The sequence below is a fragment of the Pseudoxanthobacter sp. M-2 genome (assembly GCF_046156265.1).
Taxonomy (GTDB): domain Bacteria; phylum Pseudomonadota; class Alphaproteobacteria; order Rhizobiales; family Segnochrobactraceae; genus CAMDHY01.
In genome coordinates this window covers 272,681-290,746 of record NZ_JAWDIR010000045.1, presented here as the reverse complement: position 1 = coordinate 290,746, position 18,066 = coordinate 272,681, and the positions used below count along the sequence as shown (strand labels likewise).

The 18,066-nt window shown below is 71.4% G+C and carries 15 protein-coding genes; 8 read left to right on the top strand and 7 right to left on the bottom strand.

Annotated elements, in window-relative coordinates:
* Window positions 1-45 precede the first annotated feature (45 nt).
* Together RUR49_RS22700 and RUR49_RS22695 are read left to right on the top strand one after the other, a co-directional pair.
* On the top strand, window positions 46-405 hold the full coding sequence (locus RUR49_RS22700) for a YciI family protein (RefSeq protein ID WP_409148711.1): 360 nt from the start codon (window positions 46-48) through the stop codon (window positions 403-405).
* On the top strand, window positions 402-1,667 hold the full coding sequence (locus RUR49_RS22695; protein ID WP_409148710.1) for an RNA polymerase sigma factor: 1,266 nt from the start codon (window positions 402-404) through the stop codon (window positions 1,665-1,667). Before RUR49_RS22700 ends, RUR49_RS22695 begins: the two co-directional genes overlap by 4 nt.
* A 3-nt stretch (window positions 1,668-1,670) precedes the next feature.
* On the opposite strand, the gene RUR49_RS22690 is transcribed toward RUR49_RS22695, so the two are convergent.
* The 7 genes from RUR49_RS22690 to RUR49_RS22660 all read right to left on the bottom strand — a co-directional run bounded on the left by RUR49_RS22690 (window position 1,671) and on the right by RUR49_RS22660 (window position 8,251).
* Window positions 1,671-2,219, bottom strand: coding sequence for a gamma-glutamylcyclotransferase family protein (locus tag RUR49_RS22690; RefSeq protein WP_409148709.1), 549 nt, complete (start codon window positions 2,217-2,219; stop codon window positions 1,671-1,673).
* 16 nt (window positions 2,220-2,235) lie between these two features.
* Window positions 2,236-2,742, bottom strand: coding sequence for a TspO/MBR family protein (locus RUR49_RS22685; RefSeq protein ID WP_409148708.1), 507 nt, complete (start codon window positions 2,740-2,742; stop codon window positions 2,236-2,238).
* Window positions 2,743-2,758: 16 nt separating this feature from the next.
* A complete protein-coding gene (locus RUR49_RS22680) occupies window positions 2,759-3,967 on the bottom strand; it encodes a geranylgeranyl diphosphate reductase (protein ID WP_409148707.1) in 1,209 nt (402 codons plus the stop codon).
* Window positions 3,964-5,328, bottom strand: coding sequence for a BCD family MFS transporter (locus tag RUR49_RS22675; RefSeq protein ID WP_409148706.1), 1,365 nt, complete (start codon window positions 5,326-5,328; stop codon window positions 3,964-3,966). Before RUR49_RS22675 ends, RUR49_RS22680 begins: the two co-directional genes overlap by 4 nt.
* Window positions 5,328-6,206 carry a chlorophyll synthase ChlG gene (gene chlG / locus RUR49_RS22670; protein WP_409148705.1) on the bottom strand — a complete coding sequence of 293 codons (879 nt, stop codon included), beginning with the start codon at window positions 6,204-6,206 and terminating at the stop codon, window positions 5,328-5,330. Before chlG ends, RUR49_RS22675 begins: the two co-directional genes overlap by 1 nt.
* A gap of 206 nt (window positions 6,207-6,412) precedes the next feature.
* Complete coding sequence (ppsR, locus tag RUR49_RS22665; protein ID WP_409148704.1) at window positions 6,413-7,873, bottom strand: transcriptional regulator PpsR; 1,461 nt, start codon at window positions 7,871-7,873, stop codon at window positions 6,413-6,415.
* 27 nt (window positions 7,874-7,900) lie between these two features.
* On the bottom strand, window positions 7,901-8,251 hold the full coding sequence (locus RUR49_RS22660; protein ID WP_409148703.1) for a hypothetical protein: 351 nt from the start codon (window positions 8,249-8,251) through the stop codon (window positions 7,901-7,903).
* Window positions 8,252-9,188: 937 nt separating this feature from the next.
* Between RUR49_RS22660 and bchF the strand changes: the two genes are divergently transcribed.
* From bchF to bchM, 6 genes are all read left to right on the top strand, one after another.
* Complete coding sequence (gene bchF / locus RUR49_RS22655; protein WP_409148766.1) at window positions 9,189-9,716, top strand: 2-vinyl bacteriochlorophyllide hydratase; 528 nt, start codon at window positions 9,189-9,191, stop codon at window positions 9,714-9,716.
* 68 nt (window positions 9,717-9,784) lie between these two features.
* Window positions 9,785-11,014 carry a ferredoxin:protochlorophyllide reductase (ATP-dependent) subunit N gene (locus RUR49_RS22650; protein WP_409148765.1) on the top strand — a complete coding sequence of 410 codons (1,230 nt, stop codon included), beginning with the start codon at window positions 9,785-9,787 and terminating at the stop codon, window positions 11,012-11,014.
* 3 nt (window positions 11,015-11,017) lie between these two features.
* A complete protein-coding gene (bchB, locus tag RUR49_RS22645) occupies window positions 11,018-12,646 on the top strand; it encodes a ferredoxin:protochlorophyllide reductase (ATP-dependent) subunit B (protein WP_409148702.1) in 1,629 nt (542 codons plus the stop codon).
* The gene (locus RUR49_RS22640) at window positions 12,621-16,379 is read left to right on the top strand and encodes a magnesium chelatase subunit H (RefSeq protein ID WP_409148701.1); all 3,759 of its coding nucleotides are present in this window, start codon (window positions 12,621-12,623) and stop codon (window positions 16,377-16,379) included. The genes bchB and RUR49_RS22640 overlap by 26 nt, the downstream gene beginning before the upstream one ends.
* A gap of 23 nt (window positions 16,380-16,402) precedes the next feature.
* Window positions 16,403-17,314, top strand: coding sequence for a ferredoxin:protochlorophyllide reductase (ATP-dependent) iron-sulfur ATP-binding protein (gene bchL, locus RUR49_RS22635; protein ID WP_409148700.1), 912 nt, complete (start codon window positions 16,403-16,405; stop codon window positions 17,312-17,314).
* Window positions 17,315-17,328: 14 nt separating this feature from the next.
* The gene (bchM, locus tag RUR49_RS22630; RefSeq protein WP_409148699.1) at window positions 17,329-18,030 is read left to right on the top strand and encodes a magnesium protoporphyrin IX methyltransferase; all 702 of its coding nucleotides are present in this window, start codon (window positions 17,329-17,331) and stop codon (window positions 18,028-18,030) included.
* Window positions 18,031-18,066 lie beyond the last annotated feature (36 nt).

Here is an 18,066-nt window from a genome sequence, read left to right as displayed (position 1 = left end):
ACGGGCGTTCGCCCGCCTCCGAACACCATCCTGGAGGACGATCCGATGCAGTACATGCTGATTTTCCGCGAGAGCGAAGCGCAGTTCGGCGAGCGCGCCGATCCGGCCAAGGCGCCGGCCTACTGGGGCGCCTGGATGGCCTATATCGGCGCCCTCAACGAGGCCGGTGTCGTCGTCTCCGGCAGCGGCCTCGAGCCGCCGCACACAGCCGCCACCGTGCGCGTCCGCGACGGCGCCCGCCACGTTCAGGACGGCCCCTACGCCGAAGCCAAGGAGCAGCTCGGCGGCTTTTTCGTCATCGAGGTGCCCGGGCTCGACGAGGCGATCGCCTGGGCGGCGCGCAGCCCCGCGGCGTCCTATGCCTCGGCGGAGGTGCGCCCGGTGCTGCCGCCGCCGCAGCGGTGAGCGGTCCCGCGCAAACGCCGCCGGAAGACCTCGCCGAGACGGCGCGCGCGGCGGCCGAACAGGCGGCGCGCGCCTCCTACGGGCGGCTCCTCGCCTTCCTGGTGGCGCGCACCCGCGACGTCGCCGCGGCCGAGGATGCGCTGGCCGAGGCCTTCCGCATCGCGCTCGAGACCTGGCCGGAGCGCGGCGTGCCGGAGCGGCCGGAGGCGTGGCTGCTGACGGCGGCCCGCCGCCGCCTCGGCCACGACTGGCGCCACCGCGGCGTCGCGGCCGCGGCGGCCGGCACGCTGGCACTGATCGCCGACGAGCGGCAGGAGGCGGAGATGGCGGAGATCCCCGACGACCGGTTGAAGCTCCTGTTCGCCTGCGCCCACCCGGCGATCGAGGCGGGGGTGCGCACGCCCCTGATGCTGCAGACCGTGCTCGGTCTCGACGCCGCCCGCGTCGCCGGCTGTTTCCTCGTCTCTCCTGCGGCGATGGGGCAGCGGCTGGTGCGGGCGAAGGCGAAGCTGCGCGACGGCGGCATCCCCTTCGAGGTGCCCGGCCGCGACGAGCTCGCGCCGCGCCTCGAGGCGGTGCTGTCGGCGATCTACGCCGCCTTCGGCACCGGCTGGGACGACGGCGTCAATCCCGCCGCCGGGGTGGCGGCGGCCGGCCTCGCCGACGAGGCGATCTTTCTCGGCCGGCTGGTGGTGGCGCTCCTGCCAGCGGAGCCCGAGGCGCGCGGGCTCGTCGCGCTGATGCTCCACTGCGAGGCGCGCCGTGCCGCCCGCCGCGACGCCGCCGGCGCCTACGTGCCGCTGTCGGACCAGGACCCGGCGGACTGGACGGCGCCCCTCATCCAGGAGGCGGAGGCGCAGCTGATGGTGGCGGCGAACGCCCGCCGACCCGGCCGCTTCCAGCTCGAGGCGGCGATCCAGTCGCTGCACGCCGGCCGCGCCGCAGGCCGGCCTGTCGATCCGGCGATGCTGGCGGCGCTCTATGACGGGCTCGTCCACTTCAGCCCGACGATCGGCGCCCGCGTCGGCCGGGCGGTGGCGCACGGCGACGCCTTCGGCCCGCTGCACGGCCTCGCGCTGCTCGATGCCATGGCCGAGGCGGCCGAGGGCTACCAGCCCTTCTGGGCCGCGCGTGCTCACCTCCTCGCTGCCGCTGGCCGGGGTGCCGACGCGGCGGCCGCCTACGCGCAGGCGGCCGGGCTCACCGACGATGCGGCGGTGCGCGCCTTCCTCCTCGCCCGCCGGGCACGGCTGGCCTCGTAGGGGTCAGCCGCCGTCGACGAGACCGGTGCAGCCGGCCGCCGCGAGTTGCTCGAGGGCGATGAGGCGCTGCTCGCGGGCGGGATTCGGATCGGGGAGCACCGGCACCGATGCGATTTCCGCGATGACGTCGGCGGGCAGCCCGTGACGGTGGGCGCCGGCGATGACCAGCGCGCGGTACCAGTCGAAGGCGACGAGCGTCGGGTCGATGGCGCTTTCGCGCGCGACGTAGACTGAGGCTTGCGTATGGACGCCTTCCTCGCGATCAACGGCGAGGTCGTCGAGGCGCTCGTAGCCCGGGCCCTCGACGCGGTCGAGGACAGCGCGCTCGGCGAGGTCGATCGTAAACAGCACGCCGTGGATGCGGTCGCTCGCGCGGGCAGACCGCAGCATCGTCGCCTTGCCGGAACCGTCGGCCCCGCGCTTCACGAAGCCGAGGCGCCAGCCGGCCGCCGAGCCGGTGCCGAGGACGCGCGCGGACGGGCAGCGCGTCAGATGCCGCAACCGCTCGTCCAGCATGTTCGAGCCATAGGCGAAGTAGGTGAAGGTCGACATCGGCGCGGGGCCTGGTTCAGAACGGCCCGTTCAGCACGCTGATCCGCCACGTCAGCATGCCGGCGAACGTCACCCACAGGAGATAGGGCACGAGCAGCCAGGCGGAGAGGCGGGAGATCGGCCGCAGCGCCACCATCAGCACGACGATCGAGGCCCACAGGAAGACCACTTCGATCACCGCCCAGTCGGGCCGGTGCAGCTTGAAGAACAGCACCGTCCACAGGACGTTGAAGACGGCGTTGATGGCGAACAGGCCGACCACCATTGCCCGCTGCCGGCCGGTTCGGGCGAACCGCCAGGCGGTGGCCGCGGAGACGGCGCAGAGCGTGAAGATCAGTGTCCAAGCCGGGCCGAACAGCCAGTCGGGCGGCTGGATCGACGGGCGAACGAGCCCGCGATACCAGGGGCCGAGCTCGGTCAGCGCCCCGCCGAGAGACGCGACCGCCGCCGCGGCGATGGCAGCGACGACGATCGGGATGACCCAGTCGCGCGTGCGGACAGGCGTCGTGCGGACGGCGCTCAAGCGCGACGGCGAGCGATCAAGCCCGCTTCTCCCAGGGCGAGACGACGCCGAACAGGTGGGCGAAGTCCCGCATCATGATGCGCACGTGCGCCATCGGGTCGGATCGGACCAGTTCCTTCTCCAGGTAGGCCTGCCACGTCAGCCGCTGGATGTCGGGGTCGCGGCAGAGGCTGACGAAGCGCTCGCGGCGCTTGTCGCTGGAATACCAGAAATACTGCATGATGCCGAGGATCCAGAACACCCGGCCGTGCAGCTTCATGAAGCGCCGGCGCGCCGTGGCGAGCGCCCGCACGTCGCCGGTGGCGAGGCGTTCGTCGATCGCATCGGCGGCGAGGCGGCCGGACAGCATGGCGTAGTAGATGCCCTCGCCGGAGGCCGGCGCGACGACGCCGGCGGCGTCGCCGGCGAGCAGCACGGCGCGGCCGTCGTCCCAGCACTTCATCGGCCGGAGCGGCAGCGGCGCGCCTTCGCGGCGGACCGTCTCGGCGCCGGCAAGGCCGCAGACCTCGCGCAGCGCGGCGACGGCGGGGCGAAGGCCGAAGCCCTTGTGGGCGCTGCCGGTGCCGATGCTGGCGGTGTCGCCGTGCGGGAACACCCAGGCGTAGAAGTCGGGCGACAGGTCGCCGCGATAGTGGATGTCGCAGCGGGTGGGGTCGTAGCCCTGCGGTGTCACGGAGGGCGTGCGGACGATCTCGTGATAGGCGAACACGAAGGGCGGCCGGCCGGCCTTCGGCATCGCCTCGCGGGCGACGCCCGAGTTCGCCCCGTCGGCGCCGACGACGGCGCGGGCGCGGATCGGCTCGGTCGTGCCGGCCGCAGCGCCGGGCGGGCGCAGGTGCAGGACGACGCCGCCGTCGGGCTCACGCTCCAGGCGCTCGAAGGTGGCGGTGCGGCGGACGGCACCGGCGGCGACGGCGCGCTGGCGCAGCCACTCGTCGTAGGTGTCGCGGTCGACCATGCCGACGAAGCCGTTCTCGATGCCCATGTCGACCGACCGCTCGCTCGGCGAGAAGATGCGGGCGCCCTTGGCGCGGGCGACGAGCAGGCTCTCCGGCACGTCGAAGTCGCGCAGCAGGCGCGGCGGGATGGCGCCGCCGCAGGGCTTGATGCGGCCGTCGCGGTCGATCAGCACAACCGAGCGGCCGGCCTCGGCGAGATCGGCTGCGGCGGTGGCGCCGGCGGGGCCGCCGCCGACGACGGCGACGTCGTACTCGGGCACTCTCATCGCGACATCTCCCCCTCGAATTCGGCGACGAGCCCCGATGCCGGGGCCGGACGGTAGCGGCGGCTTGCGACCGCCTCGGATTTCAGCGCGACCCGCACCGCCAGCCCGGCGGCGACCACGAACAGCCCCGCCTCGACCGCGAACACCGCGCCGTAGGCGATCGCCGGCGAGCCGACGAGATGGCGGGCGAGGTCGACGGCGACGGTGCCGAGGAAGCCGCCGAGGCCGAAGGCGACCGCCTGGGCGGCGCCCCACAGCCCCATGCGGGTGCCCTGCCGCCCGCCCGAGCCACTGCCGGCGAGCGCCATCATCGAACCGATCGCCGCGACGGCGAAGACGCCGTTGCAGAAGCCGAGCGCGAAGACGGTTTCCTGCAGGGGGAAGCCCTCGCCGGCGGCGCCGCCCAGCGACAGGGCGGACAGCGCCGCGGCCGAGCCGAGGCAACCGACGACGATGAAGCCGCGCAGCAGCGTCTCGCTGCGGCCGAGGCGGGTGGTGCCGACGATCGCCACCAGGATCATGCCGGCGAGCACGCCGCCGTTCTGCAGGCCGCCAAGGCGGGTCGATTCGCCGGGCGTCATGGCGAAGACGGTGCCGGCGAAGGGCTCCAGCACCAGGTCCTGGGCGCTGTAGGCGAGCATCGAGACGAAGATGAAGATGGTGAAGGCGCGGGCCTGCGGCTCGCTCCACACCGCCGCGAGGGTCCGCAGGAACGGCTCGGCCGGTGCCTTCGGTGCAGCGGCGCGGGGGGCGGCCGCGAGGCTCGCCTCGACGCGCCAGAGCGCCAGCACGGTGACGACGAAGGCGATGAGGCTGACGGTGCCGGTGACGGCGACTAGGCGGGCCGGCGTGAACGGGTCGAGGAAATGGCCGGCGGTGGTGGCGGTGATCGCAAAGCCGGCGATCATCATGATCCAGACGATCGTCGCGGCGGCCGCCCGCCGACCCGTCTCGACGCGCTCGGCGAGCATGACGAGGAGCGAGGTGCCGGAGGCGCCGACGCCGATGCCGATGAGCAGGAAGGCCACGACCGCGAGCGCGATGCCGGCGGCGAGCGCGGTGCCCATCAGGGCGGTGGCGACGGCGGCGAGCGCCCCGCCGAAGGCGAGCACCGCCATGCCGGCGATGATCCACGGCGTCCGCCGGCGGCTCTGGTCGGAGCCGTAGCCCCAGCGCGGCCTGAGCATCTGCAGGCCGTAGTGCAGGCCGACGAGGATGCCCGGCAGCATCGCCGGCAGGGCGAGTTCCACCACCATGACGCGGTTCAATGTCGAGGTGGTGAGCACGACGATCGCGCCGAGCGAGGTCTGCACCAGCCCGAGGCGGACGATGCCGATCCAGCCGAGGGTGGCGCCCGACATCAGGCGGCTCCGAGCGAGCGGATGGCGATGGCTGAGACGAGCATGCCGAGCACGTAGAGCGTGGTGCCGGTGGCGTTGTACCAGGCGGCCTTGCCGTTCGGATCGGCGAGCAGGCGGCCCATCAGCAGCACCTGCGCGAGCAGCAGCATGGCGACGATGGCGCCGAACAGCGGCTTGCCCCAGGCGATCAGCAGCGCGACGACGACGATCTGCGGCACCGCCATGACGAGGCAGGCGAAGCGGGCGGCGCGGTCGACGCCGAGCTGCACCGGCAGCGAGCGGATGCCCATGCGGATGTCGCCCTCGACGGCCTTGAAATCGTTGAGGGTCATGATGCCGTGGGCGCCGACCGAATAGAGCGCAGCGAGCGCCAGGATGTAGCCGTTCGGCATTGTCGCCGACATCACGGCGGCGCCGACGAACCAGGGCAGGCCCTCGTAGCAGAGGCCGACGGCGGCGTTGCCCCACCAGCCGTTCAGCTTGAGGCGGAAGGGGGGCGCGCTGTAGGCCCAGGCGAGCGCCAGCCCGACCACCGCGGCCGCGACGACGAACGGCCCGAGCGGGATCGCGACCGCGATCGACAGTGCCGTCCACAGGAGAGCGATGTAGAGCCCCCAGCGGCCGGGAATGCGCCCCGACGGGATCGGCCGGTTCGGCTCGTTGATGGCGTCGACGTGACGGTCGAACCAGTCGTTCGCCGCCTGGCTGGTGGCACAGACGAGCGGGCCGGAGAGCAGCACGCCAGCGAACACCGTCGGCCAGTGGTCGGCGAAGGAGCCGCCAGAGGACACCACCCCGCACCCGAACGCCCACATCGGCGCGAACCAGGTGATCGGCTTCAAAAGCTCGACGACGGCGGGGACGGATGGAGCGTTCATGCCGCAGAGAGTAGATGCGACACTTCTGACTGTCTAGGCGAATTGACAGGCGAAAAAGAGCGGGCGGCTGTTCCAGATTGCACGGGTCGGTGGCTGCGCTAACGCGCAACGGCCACCGCGCGCGAAAAACCACGCGGCGGCTGAAGGGGTCTCGGAACGGCTGGGATTACGGTAAGACGGACGCAGACGCAGGCCGCTGGCGACGCTCAGGCGTCATTGTCGGAGGCGTCGTCGTCGATGTCGCCGATGCCGTAGCGGCGCAACTTCGCGTAGAGGCTCTGGCGGCTGAGGCCGAGGATCTGGGCGGCGGAGGCGCGGTTGTCCGAGGTGAGCTTCAGCGCCGCCTCAATGCACATCTGCTCGATCATGTCGCTGGTCTCGCGGACCAGCTCCTTCAGCGGCACGCGGCCGACACGCTCGGTGATGTTGGCGACCGAAGGCAACCGCGTCTCGCCGCCATCCGGGGTCTGCGGCACCGGGCGGCGGCCGACGGTGCGCAGGATCAGACCGGCACAGGGCTGCTGCTGGTGCGGCACCGACACGGCGGTGACCTCGACCTCGTCGTGGCCGCCATATTCGCCGCGCACGATCGTCGCGAAGTCGCGCAGCGAGCCGTGCTCGCGCAGGTTGGAGGCGAGGATGCGGACGTCGACGCCGGGCCGTCCGAGCCAGCGGTCGAGCGGCTGGCCGCGGGCCTGCTCGAGCGAGCCGAGCTCCGCAAGCTCCAGGAAGGAGGTGTTGGCGTCGAGGATGCGCTGGCTGTCGTCGACGATGACGAGCGCCTCGGGCATGCCCATGGCGATCTCGTAGGCCTGCGCCCGCCGCAGCTGGGCGGGGTCGGCAGGCGGCTCGGCATCGGGATGCGACAGCCGGATCAGCAGGTGCGCCGAGCCCTCGTGGCGGAACAGCGAGACGCCGATGCGGATGTCGGCGTCGCTGCCGACGACGCGCACCAGGGTGTCGTCGGCGCGGCCGACCATGCCGGCCTTGTTGACGAGGGCCTGCACCACCGCGGCGCTCGCCGGCTCGAAGAGTTCGGCGACGGCGCGCCCGGCGAGCTTCTGCGTCGTCGTGCCGAGCAGGCGTCCGGCGGCCGGATTGGCCTCGACGACGCGGCCGCTCGCCGCCTCGACGATCAGGATCGGCTCGGAGACGAGCTGGAACAGCAGCCGGTAGCGGGTCTCGGTGTTGCGGAGGCGGGCGTACTCCCGCTCCATGGCGCGCTGCGCCTCGACGAGGCGCTGCTGCAGGGTCCAGGTCGGACGGAGGTCGCGGCCGAGGGCGACCACCGGCCCCTCGGGGCCGAGGGCCACTGCCGAGCAGCGGATCGGGATGTCGCGGCCTTCCGAGGAGGTCTGGTTGATCTCGCGCCAGGCGGGGGCGCGCTGCGCCGCCGCGTCCTGAAGGAGCTGCTCGACCTTCACCTTGCTTTCGACGGTGACGGTCTCGACCCAGCGACGGCCGACCCACTCGCGGCGGCCGATCGGCTCGCCGGCGTCTTCCTCGGTGAAGGCGAGATCCCGGATGACGCCGTCGCGGTCGAGCAGGAACGCCACATCCGCCGCCACGCCGATCAGCTTGGCAGCGGCCGAAGCGTCGAGGGCTTCGAGCCACGTCTCCGTGACGGCGAATTCATTTGGGCGCCGAGCTGAGACCGAAGCCTCCATGGCCGAGCCAACCCCTTACAACGCGATCTAGCCAGACCGACGATCGGACCCATGGCGCATTTCGCCCACCAGCCGGTGTGTCTGAACGATCGCTTCTCGTCCGTCAACCGCGGTTGCGTCTGCGCCGACGGCTAATGCAAGCTCCTGGTCAGCCCCGAACGCCCGTCCCCCGACCAGGATCGCGATATCGGCATTGCGCGACGAGCGCCGCATGTCGCTGATCAGGGCACGGAGCGCGTCCTGCGAAAAGCTGCAACTGACCGATATGCCGGCGGCGGAGAACCAGTCCTGCGAAACAGCATCGCAGATCTCGCGCTCGCCTCCGGGCATCAACAGCACCGTGTCCCAGCCACCGCGCCGATAGAACTCCTCGAGCATCAACAGGCCGAAGGTGTGCTGCTCGCCGGGAATTCGGCGTCAAGAGGACGCTCGATACGCTCGGCACCGGTTCCGGCTCCTCGTCGAAGACGGTGCTGAGCTGACGCAATACCTGCTGCAGACGGCAGAGACCGAGGGTGACCTCGGAGAAGGAGCAGCGATCCGCCGTCCACATCTCGCCGAGATTGCGGGCGGTCGGAGCCAGAAGGTCGAGGAAGATCGACTCGAGGCCAACGCCGCGTGCCCGCATCGAGGACACGAAGCTATAGGCGGCGTGAGCCTCGTCGAGCAGCACGATCTGCGTCAGGATCTGCACCTCGGTTTCGAGCCGCGGCGCCACCTTCAACTGTGGGATCGGCACGCTCGACCGCGTCCGCGGGGCGGATGCGCGCGTCGAGATCAGCAGGCGGGGAATCACTTCGGCTTCGATGGTGTAGATCGTGTCGGCGATCCCACCATGATGACTGCCGTTGTTGGAGAAGATAACGCCGGGGTGCGGTAGCGAACTGCTTTGCTGTTCGTCGCTGCACTCGCCGGTGGCCTCTAGAGTGAAGCCAAGCTTGGTGACTTTGTCCATGTGCGGCATGGGGGTCACCTTTCGTCTTATGCGACCGTTGGTCGCTCCCCATGTGTGAAGAACACACGCCTCTTCGGGCAGTGTCAATCAAAATTGTCAGTATTCCAAAAAAGACAGCAATACATTGCGCCGCAACAACTATCGCTGCAGCGCAAAAAGCACGAGAGCAGGCAACGGGTGTTCCCGCTGCCTGTCTGTACCTCCGGGGGCCCGAGCCCCGCCGGCGCCCGCAGACGCCGACCGAGAATAGAGCAGCGCGCGAGAGCGCTGTAAATCGAAATTTACGTCCAATTTGATTGACACACCCCGTGGAGCGGTTCTAGCTTTTGATCCAACGACACGGGAGGGTCGGCCTTGAAGATGCGGGACAGCGGCGCGACATCGAACGGACGACCGGCCCTCTATACGGCCGCCGAGCGGGTTCGCCGCGACTCCACCCGCTGGACGCTGGTGCAGGGCGTGCTCGCGCCGGTGCAGTTCCTGGTCTTCCTCGTCAGCCTTGCCCTCGTCATCCGCTGGTTCCTGACCGGCGAGGGGCTGGAAATCGCCACCATCTCGATCGTAGTGAAGACCTTGGTCCTCTACCTGATCATGGTCACCGGCTCGATCTGGGAGAAGGTCGTCTTCGGCAAGTGGCTGTTCGTGCCCGCCTTCTTCTGGGAGGACGTGTTCAGCATGCTGGTGCTGGCGCTGCACACGGCCTACCTCGCCGCCCTCTATACCGGTGCGCTGGATGCCACGCAGCTGATGCTGCTCGCGCTCGCCGCCTACGCCACCTACGTCATCAACGCCGGCCAGTTCCTCCTGAAGCTCAGGGCCGCCCGCCTCGACATGGCGCGGGCGGACCGGCAGGCGGGTCCGGTGCTGCACGCGGAGGCGGCGTCGTGAACGAGCGCGTCGCCATCGCCCCGGCCGCTCTCGGCTGCGCGGACCCCGAGGCCGGCGCCGAGCGCCCGGTGCTGCGCCAGCGCGGCCAGCGCGAGGTGTTCTGCGGGCTGACCGGCATCGTCTGGCTGCACCGCAAGATCCAGGACGCCTTCTTCCTGGTCGTCGGCTCGCGCACCTGCGCCCACCTCATCCAGTCGGCCGCCGGCGTGATGATCTTCGCCGAGCCGCGCTTCGCCACCGCGATCATCGACGAGCGCGATCTCGCCGGCCTCGCCGACCTCGACGACGAGCTCGACCGCGTCGTCGGCCGCCTGCTCGAGCGCCGCCCTGACATCCGCGTGCTGTTCCTCGTCGGCTCGTGCCCGTCCGAGGTGATCAAGCTCGACCTGACGCGCGCCGCCCACCGGCTGTCGAAGGGCTTTGCCCCGGCGGTGCGGGTGCTCGCCTATTCCGGCAGCGGCATCGAGACCACTTTCACCGAAGGCGAGGACGCCTGCCTCGCGTCGCTGGTGCCGGAACTGCCGGCCGCCGGCGCCGACGCCCCGGCCTCGCTGCTGGTGGCCGGCACGCTGCCCGACGTCGTCGAGGACCAGTTCCGCCGGCTGTTCGCCGAGATGGGCGTGCCCGTCGCCTTCTTCCCGCCGCGCCGCTCCACCGAGCAGCCGGCGATCGGTCCGAACACGCGCCTGCTTTTGGCGCAGCCCTTCCTCGCCGAGACCGGCCGCCTGCTCGTCGAGCGCGGCGCCGAGCGCCTGCCGGCGCCGTTCCCGTTCGGCGCCGAGGGCACGACGGCCTGGCTGCAGGCGGCGGCGACCGCCTTTGGCGTCGAGGCCGACCGCTTCGAGCAGGTGACTCGCTCCGCCCGCGAGCGCGCGGTGCGCGCCGTCGCCCGCCACCGCGAGGCGCTTGCCGGCAAGACAGTGTTCTTCTTCCCCGATTCGCAGCTCGAGGTGCCGCTCGCCCGCTTCCTCGCCCGCGAGCTCGACATGCGGCCGATCGAGGTCGGCACGCCGACCTTGCATCGCAAGCATCTCGCCGCCGAGCTCGCGCTCTTGCCGGCCGGCGTGCAGCTCTCGGAAGGCCAGGACGTCGACCGCCAGCTCGACCGCTGCCGCGCCGCCCGTCCGGACCTCGTCGTCTGCGGCCTCGGCCTCGCCAATCCGCTCGAGGCCGAAGGCCTCACCACCAAGTGGTCGATCGAGCTCGTGTTCTCGCCGGTGCACGGCTACGAGCAGGCCGGCGACCTCGCCGAACTCTTCGCCCGGCCCCTCGGCCGCCGCGACCGGCTGGAGGTCTGACCGATGCAGCTCACGGTCTGGACCTACGAGGGCCCCCCGCACGTCGGTGCGATGCGCGTCGCCACCGCCATGCGCGGCCTGCACTACGTGCTGCACGCGCCGCAGGGCGACACCTATGCGGACCTCTTATTCACGATGATCGAGCGGCGCTCCGAGCGTCCGCCGGTCACCTACACGACCTTCCAGGCGCGCGATCTCGGCGGCGACACCGCCGAGCTCTTCAAGGTGGCGATGCGCGACGCCTACCAGCGCCACGCCCCGCAGGCGATGATCGTCGGCGCCTCCTGCACGGCCGAGCTCATCCAGGACGATCCGGGCGGCCTCGCGCGCGCCCTCGACCTGCCGATCCCGGTGATCCCGCTCGAGCTGCCGTCCTACCAGAAGAAGGAAAACTGGGGAGCGGCGGAGACCTTCTACCGGATCGTCCGCGCCCTCGCCGGCCCGTCCGCGCCGGCCCCCGGCACGGAGCGCGCGCCGCGCGCCGCCGGCGCCCGGCCGCGCTGCAACCTGCTCGGACCGACCGCTCTCGGCTTCCGCCACCGCGACGACGTCAAGGAAGTCACCGCGCTGCTCGCCTCCCTCGGCGTCGACGTCTCCGTGTGCGCGCCGCTCGGCGCGACGCCGGCCGACATCGCCCGCCTCGGCGAGGCCGACTTCAACGTCGTGCTCTATCCGGAGACGGGGCTCACCGCCGCCACCTGGCTGAAGCGCACCTTCGGCCAGCCGATGGTGACGACAGTGCCGATCGGCGTCGGCGCCACCCGCGACTTCATCGCCGAGGTCGGCCGCGTCGCCGACGTCGACGTCTCCGCGGTCCTCGCCGCCGAGGGCTCGCGGCTTCCCTGGTACTCGCGCTCGGTCGACTCGACCTACCTCACCGGCAAGCGCGTCTTCGTCTTCGGCGACGCCACCCACGCGGTGGCGGCGGCGCGGGTCGCGGCCAAGGAGCTCGGCTTCCAGGTCGTCGGCATCGGCACCTACGCCCGCGAGTTCGCCCGCGAGGTCCGCGAGGCGGCGAAGGAATACGGCGTCGAGGCGCTGATCACCGACGACTATCTCGAGGTCGAGGCGAAGGTCGCCGAACTGCACCCCGAGTTGGTGCTCGGCACGCAGATGGAGCGCCACATCGCCAAGCGCCTCGGCATCCCGTGCGCGGTGATCTCGGCGCCGGTGCACGTCCAGGACTTCCCGGCGCGCTCGTCGCCGCAGATGGGCTTCGAGGGCGCGAACGTCCTGTTCGACACCTTCGTCCACCCGCTGATGATGGGCCTCGAGGAACACCTGCTCGCGATGTTCCGCGATGACTTCGAGTTCGCCGACGGCGCGGCGCCCTCGCACCTCGGTTCCCACCTCGCCACGCCGATGCCGGCCGCCGAGCCGGAGGCTGCGGTGCAGTCGTCCGTCACAGAGGTTGCTCCGGCGCCGGCGACCGCGGCGACGACCACCGCGTCGTCCTCGACCGTCTCATCCACCCTCTCCTGGGCCAGCGAGGCCGAGCAGGAGCTCAAGAAGATCCCGTTCTTCGTGCGCGGGAAAGCACGCCGCAACACCGAACTCTTCGCCCGTGAGACGGGCGTCGCTGTCGTCACCCTGGAGACGCTGTACGATGCTCGGGCGCATTTCGGACGCTGATCCGACGCCGTTGCGCGTCGTGATCGTTACGCTCGACAACCACCTGAGCGGCGTGGTCGATCGCGCCCGCACGACGCTGACCCGCGAGCTTCCGGGCCTGACGCTGTCGATGCACGCCGCCGCCAACTGGGGCGATGACGACGCCGCGGTGAACCGCTGCCGCGCCGACATCGGCAAGGCCGACATCGTCATCGTCACGATGATCTTCCTCGACGAGCAGATCCGCGCCATCCGGCCCGCTTTGGAGGCCCGCCGCGACGCCTGCGACGCGATGATCTGCTGCATGTGCGAAGGCCAGATCACCAAGCTGACGCGGATGGGCAAGTTCAAGATGGGGGGCTCGCAGGGCGGCGCCCTGTCGTTCCTGAAGAAGCTGCGCGGCAAGCCCGGCGATCACTCGGCCAGCGCCGGCGCCCGGCAGATGAAGATGCTGCGCCGGCTGCCGCAGATCCTGAAGTTCATGCCGGGAACGGCGCAGGACCTCAGGGCCTACTTTCTGTCGCTGCAGTACTGGCTGGCGGGCTCCGACGAGAACGTCGCCAACATGGTCCGCATGCTGGTCGACCGCTATGCCGACGGGCCGCGCCGCGGCCTGCGCGGGGCCCTGAAGGTGCGGCCGCCGATCGACTATCCGGACGTCGGCGTCTACCACCCAGCGATGGCGGGCCGGCTCGGCGAGCACGTCGAGAAGCTGCCGGCCTCCGCTGGGCCGGCGCGGGGCCGCATCGGCCTCCTGGTCATGCGGTCCTACCTGATCGCCGGCAACGCCGGCCACTATGACGGCGTCATCGCGGCGCTCGAGAAGCGCGGCCTCGACGTCGTGCCCGCCTTTGCCAACGGCCTCGACGCCCGCCCGGCGATCGACCGCTTCTTCATGAAGAACGGCCGGCCGGCGATCGACGCACTGGTGTCGCTCACCGGCTTCTCGCTGGTCGGCGGACCCGCCTACAACGACGCGCGCTCGGCAGAGGAAGTGCTCGCCAAGCTCGACGTTCCCTATGTCGCGGCCCATCCGTCGGAGTTCCAGACGCTCGGCGAGTGGGGCGCTTCCGATCGCGGCCTGCTGCCGGTCGAATCGACCATCATGGTGGCGATCCCCGAGCTCGACGGCGCCAGCGGCCCGATGATCTTCGGCGGCCGCTTCGGCGCCATCGGCGTCGCCTGCACGGGCTGCGACCGGTCGTGCACGGCGACCACCGTCGAGACCTCGCGCGACATGCAGGTCTGCCGCGAGCGCGCCGAGGTGCTCGCCGCCCGCATCGACCGCCTGGTGACGCTGCGCAAGACCGCCCGGGCCGAGCGCAAGCTCGCGATCATGCTCTTCAACTTCCCACCGAACGCCGGCAATACCGGCACGGCCGCCTACCTCTCGGTATTCCAGTCGGTGCACAACACGCTGACGGCGCTCGCCGCCGACGGCTATGCGGTTGATGTGCCGCCGACCGTCGACGCCCTGCGCGCCGCGATCATCGAGGGCAACGCCGCCCGCTTCGGCGCCATCGCCAACGTCCACACCCGCATCTCCGCCGACGACCACGTCCGCCGCGAGCCGCACCTCAAGGAGATCGAGGCGCAGTGGGGCCCGGCGCCCGGCCGGCAGCAGTCGGACGGCGCCTCGCTGTTCGTGCTCGGCGCCCGCTTCGGCAACGTCTTCGTCGGCGTGCAGCCCGCCTTCGGCTACGAGGGCGACCCCATGCGGCTCCTGTTCGAGAAGGGCTTCACCCCGACGCACGCCTTCTCGGCCTGCTATCGCTGGCTGCGCGAGGACTTCGGCGCCCATGCGGTGCTGCACTTCGGCACCCACGGCGCGCTCGAGTTCATGCCCGGCAAGCAGGTCGGCCTCGGCGCCCGCGACTGGCCCGACCGGCTGATCGGCGACCTGCCGAACATCTACCTCTACGCCTCCAACAACCCCTCCGAGGGCACGATCGCCAAGCGGCGCTCGGCCGCCACGCTGATCAGCTACCTGACGCCGCCGGTGGCCCACGCCGGGCTCTATCGCGGCCTGCTCGACCTGAAGGATGCGATCGAGCGCTGGCGGCTGCTGCCGGCGCCGGACAGTGCCGACCGCCGCGACCTCGCCGGCGTCATCCAGGCGCTCGCTGCCAGCCTCGACCTCGCGCCGGCCGAGCCGGCCTGGCCGGTCGACGAGGCCGAAGCGGCCGTCGCCGCGCTCGCCGGTGCGGTGCTCGAACTCGAGTACACACTGATCCCGCACGGCCTGCACGTCGTCGGCACGCCCGCCTCGGCGGAGGAGCGCGTCGACCTGCTGCTCTCGCTCGCCGACGCCTCGCACGGCGCCCGCCTCGACCGCACCGTGATCGCGCGCCTCGTCGCCGGCGAGCCGGCCGAGACCGTCGCCGCGGCCGCAGGGGTCACCGATCCCGCCGGCGTCGCGATGTTCGTCGAACTCGCCAGGACCGACCGGCTGCTGCAGGTCGACACCGAGATCCCGGCGCTGCTGAGGGCCCTCGACGGCCGCTTCATCCGCCCGGCGCCGGGCGGCGACCTGCTGCGCACCCCGGCGATCCTGCCGACGGGGCGCAACCTGCACGGCTTCGACCCCTTCCGCATCCCGAGCGCCTTCGCCATGCGTGACGGTGCCCGCCAGGCGACGCGCCTGATCGAGCGGCACCTGTCGGAGGGCCACCGCTTCCCCGAGACGATCGCGCTCGTGCTGTGGGGCTCCGACAACCTGAAGAGCGAGGGCGGGCCGCTCGCCCAGGCGCTGTCGCTGATGGGCGCCGGTCCCCGCTTCGACAGCTACGGCCGGCTCTGCGGCGCCGTGCTGGTGCCGCTCGCCGACCTCGGCCGCCCGCGCATCGACGTAGTGATGACGGTGTCCGGCATCTTCCGCGATCTGATGCCGCTGCAGATGCAGATCCTCGCCGAGGCGTCCTACCTCGCCGCCAGCGCCGACGAGCCGGACGACCAGAACTTCGTCCGCAAGCACGCCCGCCAGCATGTGGCCGAGCATGGCGGCGACCTCGAGACGGCGGCGCTGCGGGTCTTCTCGAATGCCGACGGCACCTACGGCGCCAACGTCAACAACCTCGTCGAGAGCGGGCTCTGGGACGACGAGAACGAGATCGCCGAGACCTACACGCGCCGGAAGTCGTTCGCCTACGATCGCAAGGGCCGCCCGGCCCAGCAGACGGCGCTGCTCGAGAGCGTGCTGAAGGACGTCGACCTCTCCTACCAGAACCTCGAATCGGTCGAGCTCGGCGTCACCACCCTCGACCAGTACTTCGACACGCTCGGCGGCATCAGCCGCGCCGTGAAGCGGGCGACCGGCAAGTCGGTGCCCGTCTACATCGGCGACCAGACCCGCGGCGAGGGATCGGTGCGGACGCTGTCGGAGCAGGTCGCCCTCGAGACCCGCACGCGCATGCTCAACCCGAAGTGGTACGAGGGCATGCTCAAGCACGGCTACGAGGGCGTCCGGCAGATCGAGTGCCACGTCACCAACACGATGGGCTGGTCAGCGACGACCGGCCACGTCGAGCCGTGGGTCTACGAGCGCATCACCGAGACCTTCGTGCTCGACCCGGAAATGCGCGACCGCCTCGCCGCCCTCAATCCGACGGCGGCGGCGAAGCTCGCCGGCCGGCTGATCGAGGCGCACGAGCGCAACTACTGGACACCCGACGACGCCATGCTGTCGGCCCTGCGCGAGGCGGGCGACGACCTCGAGGACCGCCTCGAAGGCGTGTCCGTCGGCGTCGCGGCCTGATTGCGGACGAGGAGAGAAGCCCCGTGAACATCGCCCTCCCCAATATCCGCCCAGCCCGCGGCCTCGACGGCGACGGCAGCGTGCAGGTCCACATGGACCCGCTCGCCGACCCGGCGCTGGCGATCGGCACGGCGCGCGTCTTCTCCGTCTACGGCAAGGGCGGCATCGGCAAGTCGACGACCTCCTCGAACCTCTCGGTCGCCTTCGCCAAGCTCGGCAAGCGGGTGCTGCAGATCGGCTGCGATCCGAAGCACGACTCGACCTTCACCCTGACGAAGAGCCTGATCCCGACCGTCATCGACGTGCTGCAGGGCGTCGACTTCCACGCCGAGGAGCTGCGCACCGAGGACTTCGTCTTCGAGGGCTATGCCGGCGTGATGTGCGTCGAGGCGGGCGGCCCGCCGGCCGGCACCGGCTGCGGCGGCTATGTCGTCGGCCAGACGGTGAAGCTCCTGAAGGAGCACCACCTGCTCGACGACACCGACGTCGTCATCTTCGACGTGCTCGGCGACGTCGTCTGCGGCGGCTTCGCCTCGCCGCTGCAGCACGCCGACCGGGCGCTGATCGTCGCCGCCAACGACTTCGACTCGATCTTCGCGATGAACCGCATCGTCGCGGCCATCCAGGCGAAGGCAAAGAACTATCCGGTCCGGCTCGGCGGCGTCATCGCCAACCGCTCCGCCGCCACCGACCAGATCGACAAGTTCAACAGGGCGGTCGGGCTCGAGACCGTCGCCTGCTTCCCCGACCTCGACGTCATCCGCCGCTCGCGCCTGAAGAAGGCGACGCTGTTCGAGATGGAGGGCGGCCCCGAGGTGGAGGCGGTGCAGCAGGAATACCTGCGGCTGGCGGCGAACCTGTGGGCCGGCGGCACGGCCTACACCTGCGCGCCGATGAAGGACCGCGACATCTTCGATCTCCTCGGCTTCGATTGAGAGAGGCGCCCGTGATGACCTCCGCCACCTACCGGGAGCGCCTCAGCCGCGTCGAGACCTACTTCGACCGCACCGCGGTCGAGGCGTGGTCGCGGCTCACCTCCGACGCCCCCGTCGGCCGCATCCGCGCCACCGTGCGCGCCGGCCGCGACGCCATGCGGGCGACGCTCCTGTCGCGCCTGCCGGCCGACCTCACCGGCCGCCGGTTGCTCGATGCCGGCTGCGGCACCGGCTCGCTCGCCGTCGAGGCGGCCCGCCGCGGCGCCGAGGTTCTGGCCGTCGACGTCTCGCCGACGCTCGTCGGGCTCGCCCGCGAGCGGCTGCCGCGCGATCTCGGCGCCGGTTCGATCGACTTCCGCGTCGGCGACATGCTCGACCCGGCCTTCGGCCGCTTCGACCACGCGGTGACGATGGACTGCCTGATCCACTACCGCCTGTCGGACACTCTCGACGCGCTGGCGGCGCTCGCCGAGCGCACCGAGACCTCGGTGCTGTTCACGTTCGCGCCGCGGACGCCGCTGCTCGCCACCATGCACGCCGTCGGCGGCCTGTTCCCGCGCAGCGACCGGGCGCCGTCGATCGAGCCGGTGGCCGAGCGGGCGCTCCGCCGCGGCATCGCCTCGACCGCCGGCCTCGCCGGCTGGCGCCCCGCCGCCACCGCCCGGGTGTCGAGCGGCTTCTACATCTCCCAGGCGATGGAGCTCGTCCGGTCGTGAAGCGCTCCGCTAGCCCTGCCGTGACGTCCCGCACCC